This window comes from Pseudomonas sp. CH61 (assembly GCF_059429415.1).
The window spans coordinates 4,865,881-4,879,025 of sequence record NZ_CM182098.1 but is presented as its reverse complement, the minus strand read 5'-3'; the positions used below and the strand labels follow the sequence as shown (position 1 = coordinate 4,879,025).

General features: G+C 60.3%; 14 protein-coding genes. 8 read left to right on the top strand and 6 right to left on the bottom strand.

Features of this window, described 5'->3' with window-relative positions; all coding sequences use genetic code 11:
- Positions 1-63: 63 nt before the first annotated feature.
- The gene (locus tag AC5SEM_RS21860; protein WP_223026649.1) at positions 64-738 is read right to left on the bottom strand and encodes a YciC family protein; all 675 of its coding nucleotides are present in this window, start codon (positions 736-738) and stop codon (positions 64-66) included.
- Positions 739-916: 178 nt separating this feature from the next.
- Between AC5SEM_RS21860 and AC5SEM_RS21855 the strand changes: the two genes are divergently transcribed.
- From AC5SEM_RS21855 to AC5SEM_RS21845, 3 genes are all read left to right on the top strand, one after another.
- Entirely contained in the window at positions 917-1,672 is a 756-nt protein-coding gene (locus AC5SEM_RS21855; protein ID WP_495473495.1) for a DUF2076 domain-containing protein, read from the top strand.
- A 138-nt stretch (positions 1,673-1,810) separates the two neighbouring features.
- On the top strand, positions 1,811-2,290 hold the full coding sequence (locus tag AC5SEM_RS21850) for a LabA-like NYN domain-containing protein (protein ID WP_007949802.1): 480 nt from the start codon (positions 1,811-1,813) through the stop codon (positions 2,288-2,290).
- A 41-nt stretch (positions 2,291-2,331) separates the two neighbouring features.
- Positions 2,332-2,937, top strand: coding sequence for a 3'-5' exonuclease (locus AC5SEM_RS21845; RefSeq protein WP_034153798.1), 606 nt, complete (start codon positions 2,332-2,334; stop codon positions 2,935-2,937).
- Positions 2,938-3,071: 134 nt separating this feature from the next.
- Here the strand turns inward: AC5SEM_RS21845 and AC5SEM_RS21840 are convergent, their stop codons facing one another.
- Entirely contained in the window at positions 3,072-3,524 is a 453-nt protein-coding gene (locus tag AC5SEM_RS21840; RefSeq protein ID WP_038361832.1) for an Lrp/AsnC family transcriptional regulator, read from the bottom strand.
- Positions 3,525-3,685: 161 nt separating this feature from the next.
- On the opposite strand from AC5SEM_RS21840, the gene yedA reads away from it, so the two are divergent.
- Positions 3,686-4,621 (top strand): drug/metabolite exporter YedA, encoded by a 936-nt coding sequence (gene yedA, locus AC5SEM_RS21835; protein ID WP_495471254.1) that lies wholly within the window; start codon positions 3,686-3,688, stop codon positions 4,619-4,621.
- Between the two features lie 52 nt (positions 4,622-4,673).
- On the top strand, positions 4,674-6,011 hold the full coding sequence (gene rhlE1 / locus AC5SEM_RS21830) for an RNA helicase RhlE1 (protein ID WP_371043379.1): 1,338 nt from the start codon (positions 4,674-4,676) through the stop codon (positions 6,009-6,011).
- A 411-nt stretch (positions 6,012-6,422) separates the two neighbouring features.
- On the opposite strand, the gene AC5SEM_RS21825 is transcribed toward rhlE1, so the two are convergent.
- Both AC5SEM_RS21825 and AC5SEM_RS21820 read right to left on the bottom strand, forming a co-directional pair.
- Positions 6,423-7,670: a TIGR03862 family flavoprotein gene (locus tag AC5SEM_RS21825; protein WP_495471253.1), complete on the bottom strand. Its 1,248-nt coding sequence runs from the start codon at positions 7,668-7,670 to the stop codon at positions 6,423-6,425.
- A gap of 279 nt (positions 7,671-7,949) precedes the next feature.
- Positions 7,950-8,870, bottom strand: a complete 921-nt coding sequence (locus tag AC5SEM_RS21820) for a histone deacetylase family protein (RefSeq protein WP_495471252.1) — start codon at positions 8,868-8,870, stop codon at positions 7,950-7,952.
- 82 nt (positions 8,871-8,952) lie between these two features.
- Between AC5SEM_RS21820 and AC5SEM_RS21815 the strand changes: the two genes are divergently transcribed.
- The 3 genes from AC5SEM_RS21815 to AC5SEM_RS21805 all read left to right on the top strand — a co-directional run bounded on the left by AC5SEM_RS21815 (position 8,953) and on the right by AC5SEM_RS21805 (position 11,093).
- Positions 8,953-9,522, top strand: coding sequence for a GNAT family N-acetyltransferase (locus tag AC5SEM_RS21815; RefSeq protein ID WP_077574640.1), 570 nt, complete (start codon positions 8,953-8,955; stop codon positions 9,520-9,522).
- Positions 9,523-9,633: 111 nt separating this feature from the next.
- The gene (tesB, locus tag AC5SEM_RS21810; RefSeq protein WP_495471251.1) at positions 9,634-10,503 is read left to right on the top strand and encodes an acyl-CoA thioesterase II; all 870 of its coding nucleotides are present in this window, start codon (positions 9,634-9,636) and stop codon (positions 10,501-10,503) included.
- Positions 10,500-11,093 carry an HAD family hydrolase gene (locus tag AC5SEM_RS21805; protein WP_495471250.1) on the top strand — a complete coding sequence of 198 codons (594 nt, stop codon included), beginning with the start codon at positions 10,500-10,502 and terminating at the stop codon, positions 11,091-11,093. The genes tesB and AC5SEM_RS21805 overlap by 4 nt, the downstream gene beginning before the upstream one ends.
- 115 nt (positions 11,094-11,208) lie before the next feature.
- On the opposite strand, the gene AC5SEM_RS21800 is transcribed toward AC5SEM_RS21805, so the two are convergent.
- Together AC5SEM_RS21800 and ypfJ are read right to left on the bottom strand one after the other, a co-directional pair.
- Positions 11,209-12,159, bottom strand: a complete 951-nt coding sequence (locus AC5SEM_RS21800) for an alpha/beta fold hydrolase (RefSeq protein WP_495471249.1) — start codon at positions 12,157-12,159, stop codon at positions 11,209-11,211.
- Positions 12,160-13,047 carry a KPN_02809 family neutral zinc metallopeptidase gene (gene ypfJ, locus AC5SEM_RS21795; protein ID WP_495471248.1) on the bottom strand — a complete coding sequence of 296 codons (888 nt, stop codon included), beginning with the start codon at positions 13,045-13,047 and terminating at the stop codon, positions 12,160-12,162.
- Between the last annotated feature and the right edge of the window lie 98 nt (positions 13,048-13,145).

Below are 13,145 nucleotides of genomic sequence, written 5' to 3'. Positions count from 1 at the left end.
AGCGTTACAGAAAGTGGCCCCGAGCATACCTGACGGCCGTCTCGAAGCCCAAGCGCAGTGCTGTCAGACCACTCTGTCACGTTTGTCAGGCAATTCGCTGATCAGCATGAACAGGCGGAACAACACCACACTGGTGAACAGTTGCAGGAAGCTGTGAGCGCTGTCGATCAGTATGGCGATCACCGGGTTCTGCGGCTCCGGGTACACCGCCAGCGTCGCGCCCTTGAGCAACCACAGCGGCGTCATCACGCAGAGAATGCACAACAGGATTCGCCAGAAATGCCCACGGGTCAGGCGCAGGCTTTCTTTCATGGCCTGCAAGGGGCCCATGCCGCGCAGCACCAGCAGGTATTCGCCGAACGCGAGCATCACCATCAGCATCAGGCCCGGCAGGAAGTACAGCGACAGGCCCAACAGAATCAGCAAGGTGTTCAGCGCCGTGAGCAGGGCGAAGCGTGGCCACAGAGTGGCAGCCATCGCCAGCAGATCACGGTTGCGCGGCGCCTCGCCACGGCTGCGGGCATCGAGAAAGAGGATCAGCGCCGCGGTGTACAGCGGATACACCAGCAGACCGACGACAATACTGATCGCCGAGATGTTTTCCGGTCCGCTGGCGTGATCGACAATTTGTTGCAGGAACGCTTCGAAAATCACCAACGGCAGGCACAACCGCACGATGCTGCCCAAATGGCGTTTGAAAAAATACAGAGAGTCACGCAGTACTTCGAGGGCATTCATCAGTCGGTATCGCAGGTGGAAAACAGTGGCTCACTTTAACCGATGATGGCTGGCGCGACACAAACGTAAACATTCGGTAAAGGTCATTGAAACGTTTTGTCACCGTCTCCATTACAGGAGAGCACCTCGGCCAACGTGGACGAGGGCAATGTTATCCCCGGCAATCTACGAGGTCGCCATGAACAGCGAAGAGCAAACCCTGATCGATGGACTGTTTTCCCGGCTGCAACAGGCCGAAACGGAGGCAGCCCCGCGCGACGCCCAGGCTGAGGCGCGGATCAAGGAACACCTGACCCGCCAGCCAGCGGCAGGTTATTTCATGACCCAGGCGATTCTGGTGCAAGAGGCGGCGCTCAAGAGCCTCGACGAGCAGAACAAGCAACTGACTCAACAGGTCCAGCAGTTGCAGGCCGAGTTGCAAGCGGCCAAGGCGCAGAGTGCCGCACCGGCGCCGAGCGGTGGTGGCGGTTTCCTGTCGAGCATTTTTGGTGGCAGCCCACGTCCGGCGCCGACCCAGAGCGCCCCAGCCTCGACTGGCGGCTGGCGTGAACCGGCGCCGCAGCAGAATTACGCGGCCCCGGCACCACAACAGAACTTCGGTGCAGCACCGCCTAACTATGCGCAACAAGCCGCTCCAGGGGCGGGCAGCAGCTTTCTCGGCGGCGCCCTGAAAACCGCGGCCGGTGTGGCCGGTGGCGTGATGCTGGCGCAAGGCATCAGCAGCCTCTTTCATCACAATCAACAGCCGGAAGAAATCGTTGAAGTGATCAAGGAAGAGCCGGCGCAGGTCGCCGATCAGAGCAATAACGGTTGGGGCGATGACCAGCGTGTGGCCGATAACGGCTTCTCTGGCAATGACCAGAGCGGGTTCACCGACACCGACTACGGCAACGACAATTCTTCCTTCTTTGATGACGACGATTCCTTCGTCTGACTCACCATTCGTCCGGAGCCCCTTGGGGCTTCGGGCCGATTATTCGCGGAACCCTTCTGATGGCTGGCATACTGAGCGCCTTTTTCGGGCCTGGCGCCTGATCCCGCTTCGTGCGCTTGCGCGCCCACAGGAACTCCGGTGAAAAAAATCGCAGTGTTCGCCGACGTGCAGAACCTCTACTACACCGTGCGTCAGGCCTATGGTTGTCACTTCAACTACGCCGCATTGTGGGCCGACATCAGCAAGGACGGGCAGATCGTCGAGGCCTACGCCTACGCCATCGACCGTGGCGACAGCAAGCAGCAGCAGTTTCAGCAGATCCTGCGCAACCTCGGTTTCACCGTGAAACTCAAACCCTACATCCAGCGCAGCGACGGCTCGGCCAAGGGCGACTGGGACGTCGGCATCACCCTCGACATCATGGACGCCGCCGACCACGTCGACGAAATCGTCCTGGCTTCCGGTGACGGCGATTTCGACATGCTGCTCGAACGCATCATCAGCAAGCACGGCGTGCAAGCGGTCGCCTACGGCGTGCCCGGCCTGACCGCCAACTCGCTGATCCGCGCCGCCAGCCGTTATGTGCCGATCGAAGGCGCGCTGTTGTTGAAGAATTGAGCTGTTACTGAAGAATTGATTTGTACGGAGTTGAACCCGGTTTGGAACGCATTGCAGTCATCGACTTTGAAACCACTGGCCTCTCGCCTAACAGCAGCTGTCGCGCCACGGAAATCGCCGTGGTCATGCTGGAAAACGGCCGCATCGTCGAGCGTTACCAGAGCCTGATGAACGCTGGCGTCCGCGTCCCCGCGTTCATCGAACAACTGACCGGCATCAGCAACGCCATGCTGCGCACTGCACCGTCGGCAGAGCAGGTGATGAACGAGGTCAACGAGTTTGTCGGCTGCACGCCGCTCGTGGCGCACAACGCCTCGTTTGACCAGAAGTTCTGGGACTTTGAACTGGGGCGGATCAAGCGTACGCGGTTGCAGAACTTTGCCTGCTCTCTACTTTTGGCTCGCCGACTGATGCCCGCCGCGCCGAATCACAAACTCGGCACCCTCACCACCTTCGCGCGCCTGCCGCACACCGGCCAGGCTCACCGGGCCATGGCCGATGCCGAGATGGCGGCGAATCTGATGGCGCATCTGGCGGATGAGCTGCGGCACAAGCACGGCGTCAGCGAGCTATCGCATGACCTGCTGTGCAAGTTGCAGAAAGTCCCGGCCGCGAAAGTCAGCGAACACCTGCAGCGCTATCGCTGATCCCCAATCCAGCACACAACCCCTGTAGGAGTGAGCCTGCTCGCGATAGCGGTGTGTCAGTCAATATTTGTTTCGACTGATACTCCGCTATCGCGAGCAGGCTCACTCCTACATTGGATTTGTGGTGATCCGGACTATTTGCCGTTGCTTTCGATGTGGCCGAGCGGCACGCGCTTTTCGATGGCACTCGACAGCACAATCGAGGTCTTGCTGAAACCAAACTTCGCCACCCGATTGATCAACTCCTCCAGCTCCGTCATCGATCCCACCGCGGCCTTCATCATCACGCACGGGTCGCCTGTCACTCGGAAGCACTCGGTCAGTTGCGGGATTTTCACCAGTTCGTCGTAGACCTTCTGACTGCCATTCTGGTGCAGGCGCAATTCGATCATGCACTGGATCGGCAGGCCGATTTTCGACAGGTCGATTTTTGCCTCATACCCTGTGATTACCCCGGATGCCTCGAGCTTGGCCACGCGCTCGGCAACGGCCGGGGCGGAGAGGTTCACTTTGCGCGCGAGGTCGGCGTAGGACGCACGGCCGTTTTCGAGCAGGGCGCTGAGCAGCATGCGGTCGTATTTGTCCAAGATCGACTCCTGAAAATGTCTGACTTTCGAAATCTCGGCTTATACCGCCGATCTCCGTGATTTCAAAAGTGTACTGCCCTGATAAACAGGTTTTGTAACTTATTTTTGCTCTCTGGCCTTTCTAGAATAAGCAGTCCCCGAATCTGACTGTCGAGCTGCCCATGTCTGCCGTGCGCCGTTTTTCCTTGCCGCTGATCGCCGCGTTTTTTGCGCTGTATGTGATTTGGGGATCGACCTATCTGGTGATCCGCATCGGCGTTGAGTACTGGCCGCCGCTGATGCTCGGCGGTGTGCGCTTCGTGATCGCCGGCAGCCTGATGTACGCCTTCCTGCGCTGGCGCGGGGCTCCGGCGCCGACCTGGGCGCAGTGGAAAGCGGCGGGGATCATCGGGATTTTGCTGCTCAGTTTCGGTAACGGCGCGGTGAGTGTGGCCGAGCACACGGGCGTGGCTTCGGGTGTGGCGGCATTGGCGGTGGCGACGGTGCCGTTGTTTACTTTGCTCTGTGGATATTTCTGGGGCGCGCGTAACACTCGGCTGGAGTGGGCCGGGGTGGCGTTGGGGATTGTTGGTATTGCCATGCTCAACATGGGCTCCAACCTGCAATCGAGCCCGCTGGGCGCGGCGCTGCTGATTTTTGCGGCGGCGACCTGGGCGTTCGGTTCGGTGTGGAGCAGACATTTGCCGTTGCCGCAGGGCGCGATGGCCAGTGCGGTGGAAATGCTCGTTGGCGGTGTGGTGCTGCTGATTGGTAGCGCTGTCAGTGGCGAGCGTCTGCAAGCAATGCCGCCAGTTGAAGGCTGGCTGGCGCTGGCGTACCTGATCTTTTTCGGCTCGATCATCGCCTTCAATTCCTACATGTACCTGCTCAAGCACGTGCGTCCGGCGGCGGCGACCAGTTATGCCTACGTCAACCCGGCAGTCGCGGTGTTGCTGGGGATTGTGTTTGTCGGCGAGACCATCGGCATCGAAGAAGCGCTGGCGATGCTGGTGATCATCAGCGCCGTGGTGTTGATTGGCTTGCCGCAGTGGCGTCGTCCGGCACAGCCGCCAGTCGTGGCGCCGACAGCCGTTCCCGCAGAACAACGTACGAATTAGGGTAAACTGCGCGGCATTGCATGCCCGCGTCATTTTTTCCTACGGTACTCCCATGACTTTCGCCACCCTTGGCCTGATCGAACCCTTGCTGCGCTCTCTCGAGACGCTCGGCTACCAGACCCCGACGCCGGTTCAGGCGCAAGCCATTCCGGCCGTACTGGCCGGTCGTGACCTGATGGCAGCGGCCCAGACCGGTACCGGCAAAACCGCCGGTTTCGCCTTGCCACTGTTGCAGTTGCTGGCCATGGAAGGGCCGAAAGTCGCTGCCAACTCGGCGCGTGCGCTGATTCTGGTGCCGACCCGCGAGCTGGCCGAGCAGGTTCATGAGTCTGTGCGCCAGTACGCCGAAAACCTGCCACTGCGCACTTATGCGGTTTACGGCGGTGTCAGCATCAACCCGCAAATGATGAAGCTGCGCGGCGGCGTCGATGTGCTGGTCGCCACGCCAGGTCGCCTGATCGACCTGTTCCGCCAGAACGCGCTGAAACTCGATCAGTTGCAGACTCTGGTGCTGGATGAAGCCGATCGTATGCTCGACCTGGGCTTCTCCGAAGAACTGGCGAACATTTACCGCATGTTGCCGAAAAAGCGCCAGACCCTGCTGTTCTCCGCGACGTTCTCCGATGATATTCGCCTGCTGGCCGGGCAGATGCTCAAAGATCCGCTGACCGTCGAAGTCAGCCCGCGCAACGTTGCGGCCAACACCGTCAAGCAGTGGATCGTCACGGTGGACAAGAAGCGCAAGGCTGAACTGTTCGTGCACCTGATGCGCAAGAACAAGTGGAAGCAGGTGCTGGTGTTCGCCAAGACCCGTAACGGCGTCGATGCGCTGGTGGAAAAACTTCAGGGCCTGGGTGTGAATGCTGACGGTATCCATGGTGATAAACCGCAGGCGACACGTCAGCGTGCGCTGGATCGTTTCAAATTGAGTGAAGTGCAGATTCTGGTCGCGACTGACGTTGCGGCGCGGGGCCTGGATATTGAAGATCTGCCGTTGGTGATCAACTTCGATCTGCCGATCGTGGCCGAGGATTACATTCATCGTATCGGTCGTACTGGCCGTGCAGGCGCGACGGGTGAGGCGATCTCGCTGGTATGCGCGGATGAAGTGAACATGTTGTCGGCGATCGAGATGCTGACGCGGCAGACCTTGAAGCGTCAGAACGAGCCGGATTTCGAACCGGAACACCGCGTGCCGGACACCGATGCCAGCGGTCAGGTGATCAAGAAGCCGAAAAAACCGAAGAAGCCGAAAGCTTCGGGTGGTGGTGGCAAGCGCAATCTGGGCAAGTGGGTCGACAGCGGCGAGACCCAGGCGCCGGAGCCATCGATCAAGCCTGTGCGTAAGGTGCCGGTGTTCAATACCGGGCCGCGTAAGCGTAAGCCTTAAGGTCAAAAGCCCCTCACCCTAACCCTCTCCCGGAGGGAGAGGGGACTGATTGGGGGATGCTCGCGAAGTACGCCGACCTGATCCTATGGCTGTGAATCCATAATCGAAAAAGCTTTCGCCTGACACCTAGGTCGTCTGACCAAATCCATAATCGACTCGGTGTTTCAGGTCGATGTATGGCGCCAGACACCTCGATCAGCCCCCTCTCCCCGAGGCAGAGGGGGCTGATTGAGGGGGCGCGAAATACGCCGACCTGATTTTTGTGTTGTGAATCCATAATCTACAGAGCTTTCGCCAGACACCTCGGTCGATTGACCAAATCCATAATCGACTCGGTTTTTCAGGTCGATGGATGACGTCAGACACCTCGGTCGGCCCCCTCTCCCTCTGGGAGAGGGCTGGGGTGAGGGTTCAGGCAGACGCCTCGGACTTGAGCCACTGCATAATCCCTAACCCCGCCGCCCGCCCACTGGCAAAACATCCCGTCAGCAAATAGCCGCCCGTCGGCGCTTCCCAGTCAAGCATCTCGCCCGCGCAGAACACCCCCGGCAACGCCTTGAGCATCAAGCGCTCATCCATCGCCTCGAACGTCACGCCCCCAGCGCTGCTGATCGCCTCGTCCAATGGCCGCGTTTTCACTAACGTCAGCGGCAGTGCCTTGATCGCCCGGGCCAATAGCGCTGGGTCGGAGAAAGTTGCTGCATCAGTCAGTTCACGCAACAACGCCGCTTTCACCCCATCAATCCCGACCTGACTGTGCAGATGCTTGGCCATCGACCGCGAGCCACGTGGCTTGCTCAACGTCGCCTGCACTTTATCCACAGGTCGGCCGGGCAACAGATCAATGTGAATAACCGCCGCGCCATGTTGATTGATTGCCTCACGAATCGGCGCCGACAGTGCATAAATCAGACTGCCCTCAATCCCGCTCGCGGTAATCACGCATTCGCCCAAACGCGGAACGTCGTCGTTCAAACCGATGGCGATGTTTTTCAGCGGCGCGCCGGCGAACTTGCTGACCATCAATTCGCTCCAGGCCTGCACTTCAAAGCCACAATTACTCGGCTGCAACGGCGCCAGTCCTACACCGTGTTGCTCCAGCGGCAACATCCACGCACCGTCGGAACCGAGGCGCGCCCAGCTGCCACCGCCGAGGGCGAGCAGGCTGGCGTCGGGTTTGACGGTTATTTCACCTTCCGGGCTGTCGATGCGCAGCGCGCCGTGTTCATCCCAGCCGAGCCAGCGATGGCGGGTGTGGATAACTACGCCGCTATCACGCAAGCGTTTGAGCCAGGCGCGCAGCAGGGGGGCGGCTTTCATGTCGGTGGGGAATACGCGGCCGGAGCTGCCGATAAAGGTTTCGATGCCCAGATCATGAATCCATTGGCACAACGCATCGGCGTCGAAGCTGCGCAGCAACGGTGCGATCTGCGGTGCGCGTTCGGCGTAGCGCGAAAGGAACGCCGGGTAGGCTTCAGAGTGGGTGATGTTCATGCCGCCGACACCGGCCAGCAGGAATTTGCGGCCCACCGAGGGCATGCCGTCGTACAGATCAACGCGGATTCCGGCCTGGCTCAGCACTTCAGCGGCCATCAGGCCGGCGGGGCCACCGCCGATGATGGCGACGTGAGCGGGGGAGGAGGCGGAATTCTGGGTCATGGCGTGCGCTGCGGTATGGCGGGATAAGGCGCGCATTCTAACAGCCGAGTTCCTTTGTAGGAGTGAGCCTGCTCGCGATAGCGGTGTGTCAGCCAAGTTAATGTTGAAGGTGCTGACGCTATCGCGAGCAGGCTCACTCCTACAGGATTTGTGTTGGCTCAGAATGTTGGTTGAAAAATGATCAGTGCGCTGCAGGCCATAAGCGGTATGGCCTGTAGTCCCTTTCACTCAGGTTATCCACAGGCAGTTCCACAGCCATTGTGGGTAACGCAGCACAACTCAATGACAACCGTGTGAACGCCAGACCCGCTGCGCGCTGTGATGGAGGATGCCGTGGCGGCGGGCGAGGGCGTGGCGGTCCTTGCTGTAGCCGCCGCCGATCACGCCCATCACCGGAATGTCGCGGCCCAGGCAATGGCGCATCACGCTTTCATCGCGGGCGGAGACGCCTTCGTCGGTCAGTTGCAGATAGCCGAGGGCATCGTCCTTGTGCACATCGACACCGGCGTCGTACAGCACCAGATCCGGTTGGTACAGCGGCAGCAAGTAGTTGAGCGTATCGTCGACCACTTTCAAATAATCAGCATCGCCCATGCCTTTTGGCAGTGGAATGTCCCAGTCACTTTGCGCTTTGCGTGCAGGAAAATTCTTCTCGCAGTGCAGGGAAACGGTAATCGCCTCCGGCGTGTCATGCAGGATCCGCGCGGTGCCGTCGCCCTGATGCACATCGCAATCGAAGATCAACACGCGATTGACCCGACCGCTTTGCAGCAGGTAATGGCTGATGATCGCCAGGTCATTGAAGATGCAGAATCCTGCCGGATAGTCGTAATGCGCATGGTGAGTGCCGCCGGCCAAGTGGCAGGCCAAGCCGTGTTCCAAGGCTTTTTCCGCCGCCAGAATCGATCCGCCGACCGCGCGCACCGTGCGCCGCGCCAAGGCTTCGTTCCATGGCAGGCCAAGACGCCGCTGGTCTTCGCGGGACAACTCGCCGCTCATGTAGCGTTCGATATACGCACGGTCATGGGCGAGGGCGAGGATGTCGTTGGGGCAGATCTCCGGGCGCAGCAGGTCGGCATCGCGGGTCAGACCGCTGCCGACCAGGTGATCGCGCAGCAAACGAAACTTGTCCATCGGGAAGCGGTGATCCGCCGGAAACTCGGGGCTGTAGTCTTCGTGGTAGATCAGCGGCAGTGGCATGGCGGTTTCATGTAGGAACGTAGGAAAGAGTGAAGGATCCTACCAGCGATGTAGACTTGCGGCATGGAAACGGAGGGGCACGATGGAGCCGATACTGGAACTCGAAAGCGCGCGCTTGCTGATGCGTCAGTGGCAGGACGAGGATTTGCCGGCATTTGCCGCGATGTGCGCCGATCCTCAGGTGATGCGCTATTTTCCGGCAGCGTTGAGCCGTCTGGAAAGCGCGTCGCTGATCGGTCGGATTCGCGGGCATTTTGCTGAGCACGGTTTTGGCCTGTGGGCGCTGGAGCGCAAGGACAGCGGTGAATTCATCGGTTTCACCGGGCTCGGCGTGGTCGGTTTCGATGCGCCGTTCACTCCGGCAGTGGAAATCGGCTGGCGCCTGGCCAAGGAGCATTGGGGCCTTGGCTACGCCAGTGAGGCGGCGTGGACTGCTCTGCGTTGCGGCTTTGATCGATTGGCCTTGAAGGAAATCGTCTCCTTCACTGCGCAATCCAATCTGCCGTCGGAGAAAGTCATGCAGGCGATTGGCATGCATCACGCCCCGCAAGATGATTTCGATCATCCCAAGCTTGCCGTCGATCATCCGTTACGCCGGCATGTGCTGTACCGCATCACCCGGGAACAATGGCTGCAAACCTTGCATGGATAAGCCGACACGGACGTTTACAATGGCCGCCATATCATTGGCCCGCGCCAGAATCTGAATCGGCCGCCGCAGCCAAGACTGCGCGGCATAGTGCTTTGTGTGAGGAGAGTCTGAATGAGCCAAGTGTTGGAAGATCTGGTCGACTTGCTGACCCTGGAACCGATCGAAGAAAACCTGTTCCGTGGCCGTAGCCAGGATCTGGGTTTTCGTCAGTTGTTTGGTGGTCAGGTACTCGGCCAGTCGCTGTCGGCGGCCAGTCAGACGGTTGAAGAGGCGCGCCATGTGCATTCGATGCACGGCTACTTCCTGCGTCCGGGCGATGCCAAGTTGCCGGTGGTTTATTCGGTTGATCGCGTGCGCGATGGCGGCAGCTTCAGTACCCGCCGGGTGACGGCGATCCAGAAGGGCCATCCGATCTTCACCTGCAGCGCATCGTTTCAATACGACGAGGCAGGGTTTGAACACCAGAGCCAGATGCCCCAGGTGGTCGGCCCGGAAAACCTGCCGTCGGAGCTGGAATTGACCCAGCAACGCGCACACCTGATCCCCGAGCACATGCGTGAAAAGCTGCTGTGCCCGAAACCGATCGAAGTGCGCCCGGTCACCGAAAAAGACCCGTACAACCCGCAACCGGCCGATCCGGTGAAATACGTGTGGTTCCGCGCCGACGGCGCATTGGCCGACATCCCGGCGCTGCACAAATACCTGCTGGCATACGCCTCGGACTTCGGTTTGCTGACGACCTCGATGCTGCCCCACGGCAAATCGGTGTGGCAGAAAGATATGCAGGTCGCCAGCCTTGATCACGCGCTGTGGTTCCACAACGATCTGCGCGCCGATGACTGGTTGCTCTACGCGATGGACAGCCCGTGGGCCGGCAATTCCCGTGGTTTCTCCCGTGGCAGCGTATACAACCGCGCCGGGCAACTGGTCGCTTCGGTGACGCAGGAAGGCTTGATCCGCCATCGCAAGGATTGGGCATGAGCCTGAAAGAGGTGAAGCACTGGGTGTTCGACATGGACGGCACGCTGACCGTCGCCGTGCATGATTTTGCGGCGATTCGCGTGGCGCTGGCGATTCCGCCGGAGGACGACATCCTCACTCATCTTGCGGCGCTGCCGGCGGATGAGGCAGCGGCGAAACATGCTTGGTTGCTGGAGCACGAGCGCGATCTGGCGCTGGGTTCGACCCCGGCGACCGGTGCGGTGGAGTTGGTGCGTGATCTGCATGCGCGCGGTTATCGCCTCGGCATCTTGACCCGCAATGCGCGGGAGCTGGCGCATGTGACGCTGGAGGCGATCGGCCTGGCCGACTGTTTCGCGGTGGACGATGTGCTGGGCCGCGATGAAGCACCGCCGAAGCCGCATCCGGGTGGTTTGCTGAAGCTGGCAGACGCTTGGGAAGTACCGGCGAGCGAGATGGTGATGGTCGGTGATTACCGCTTTGATCTGGATTGCGGGCGGGCGGCGGGGGCGCGGACGGTGTTGGTGAATTTGCCGGATAACCCGTGGCCCGAGTTGACCGATTGGCATGCGAAGGATTGTGTCGAGTTGCGGCGGATGCTGCTGGCCTGAAATCTTGGGTGCTTTAGCGGGCCTCATCGCGAGCAGGCTCACTCCTACAATTGGAATGCGTTCCCCTGTAGGAGTGAGCCTGCTCGCGATGGCGTCAGATCAATCAGCACAAAACTTATTCGAACAACGCCTTTTGCCCCTCCGGCGAGGTCAGCATCCCATCGCCGTTATGCCCAACCCCGGGCACTTCCACCAACCGCTGATTCACCCCTTCCGGGTGCCGACGCAGCAAATAGCCGAAGTACAACTTCCCACGCTCCAGGCGATACGCACCCTGCGCCTCGGCTTCACAACCCTTGTCCAGCGCCGGATGCTTGGGGTCGGTGTCCTGCTGCCCAAGCAGATAAATCACCTCGCGTTTGATGTAACTGCTCTCAAGCTGCAACGGCGTTTGCCCACCGGCATAGACCGGCATGTCTGACAGACCGTACTTCCAGCGATTGAAACCCGCGCATTTGGCGTGATCGAACGCCACCGGCCGTTGTTCATTGAAGTAGGCATAAGAAGACGGATTGGCCACGACATAGCGCAAGCGAATACCGTTGGCTTTCAGCGCCGGCTGGTCCTTGGCGAGCAGGGCATAGCGCTGCACCACCTGGCCGCCGCCAGAGTGGCCGAAGATCACGATCTGCTTCACGTCCGGAAACTGTTTGCGATCGCTGATCCGTCCGACGATCTCATCGAGCGCGGCGTAGGAACTCAACGGGTTCGGCCCTGTGGATAAACCGCCGCCCATCCACTCGTTGCCTTGCCAGCGCAGCAGTGTCGGCGGCAGCGAATATAAGGCCACATCGCTTTCATTGAGAAACTGCGGCGCAATCACCAGGGTGTGAGCACTTTGTCCTGCCAGTTCGGCCGCACTCTCGGCGCTTTTGCGGTAGGTCTCGGCGTTGCGCAAGCGGCCATGAATGACGATCAGCACGCGCTCGATTTTCTCCGGTGCGGGGCCGATGCCCACCGCCATTTCCCCGGCCTTGAGTTGCAAACGACCGGGGCTGATCGCATCGACACCGGCAGCTTGCGCGGTGCTGCCAACGATCAGTAACGCCAATAGCCATTTATGCATTTACAGGTTTTTCGCCGCGAAGGTGTCGCACTGGCCGACCTGGCCCTGCGCGAATCCGGTTTTGAACCAGCGCACCCTTTGCGCCGACGTACCGTGGGTAAACGAGTCCGGCACCACACGGCCCTGACCCTGTTGCTGCAGACGATCATCACCGATGGCGTTGGCCGCGTTCAAGGCTTCTTCGATGTCGCCCGGTTCCAGCCAGTTCAAACGCTTCTGCGCACTGTAGGCCCAGACGCCAGCGAGGCAGTCGGCCTGCAGTTCCTGACGCACCAGCAAACCGCCGTCGCCTTCCATCTGCCGGCCTTGCTGGCGGGCTGTCTGAATTTTCGCCGAGACGCCAAGAAGCGTCTGCACATGGTGTCCGACTTCATGCGCGATCACGTAGGCCTGAGCGAAGTCTCCGGCGGCTTTGAAGCGTTGCGACATTTCCTGGAAGAACGCCATGTCCAGATAGACCTTCTGGTCGGCGGGGCAATAGAAAGGGCCGGTGGCCGAGGTGGCCAGACCGCAGGCGGAATTGACCCGATTGCTGAACAGCACCAGGGTCGGGTCCTTATATTGGCGACCAGCCTGTTGGAAAATCGAGCCCCAGGTATCTTCGGTATCGCCGAGGATCGAGCGGACGAATTCGGCTTGCTCATCGTTGGCCGGCGGCGCCTGACGGGTTTGTGAGGTGGGCGCGGCTTGCTGGCCTGATTGCCCGGCGAGCTGACCGAGAATCTGCAACGGGTCTTGCCCGGTGATCCAGCCAATCCCGACGATCAGCAGAATCGCGCCCAGGCTCAGACCTTTGCCACCGCCGAAGCGCATGCCGCCACCGCCGCCGGCATCATCACCACGGGCATCGACGACGTTGTCACTGCGTCGGCCTTTTTTCCATAGCATGTGGGAATCCTCTTCTTATCCGGTGGAGAGTAACGTGGTGATGAGTGTTGCTGCTGTGCGAGAGTGGCGCCAGTCCGGTCGTCAGACATTGGGATTGG

Excerpts from the sequence above, each read along its gene's own strand:
- ypfJ (WP_495471248.1), bottom strand. The coding sequence starts at position 13,047 with ATGCTATGGAAAAAAGGCCGACGCAGTGACAACGTCGTCGATGCCCGT.
- AC5SEM_RS21860 (WP_223026649.1), bottom strand. The coding sequence starts at position 738 with ATGAATGCCCTCGAAGTACTGCGTGACTCTCTGTATTTTTTCAAACGC.
- AC5SEM_RS21800 (WP_495471249.1), bottom strand. The coding sequence starts at position 12,159 with ATGCATAAATGGCTATTGGCGTTACTGATCGTTGGCAGCACCGCGCAA.
- AC5SEM_RS21815 (WP_077574640.1), top strand. The coding sequence starts at position 8,953 with ATGGAGCCGATACTGGAACTCGAAAGCGCGCGCTTGCTGATGCGTCAG.
- tesB (WP_495471251.1), top strand. The coding sequence starts at position 9,634 with ATGAGCCAAGTGTTGGAAGATCTGGTCGACTTGCTGACCCTGGAACCG.
- AC5SEM_RS21820 (WP_495471252.1), bottom strand. The coding sequence starts at position 8,870 with ATGCCACTGCCGCTGATCTACCACGAAGACTACAGCCCCGAGTTTCCG.
- AC5SEM_RS21825 (WP_495471253.1), bottom strand. The coding sequence starts at position 7,670 with ATGACCCAGAATTCCGCCTCCTCCCCCGCTCACGTCGCCATCATCGGC.
- rhlE1 (WP_371043379.1), top strand. The coding sequence starts at position 4,674 with ATGACTTTCGCCACCCTTGGCCTGATCGAACCCTTGCTGCGCTCTCTC.
- AC5SEM_RS21855 (WP_495473495.1), top strand. The coding sequence starts at position 917 with ATGAACAGCGAAGAGCAAACCCTGATCGATGGACTGTTTTCCCGGCTG.
- yedA (WP_495471254.1), top strand. The coding sequence starts at position 3,686 with ATGTCTGCCGTGCGCCGTTTTTCCTTGCCGCTGATCGCCGCGTTTTTT.
- AC5SEM_RS21805 (WP_495471250.1), top strand. The coding sequence starts at position 10,500 with ATGAGCCTGAAAGAGGTGAAGCACTGGGTGTTCGACATGGACGGCACG.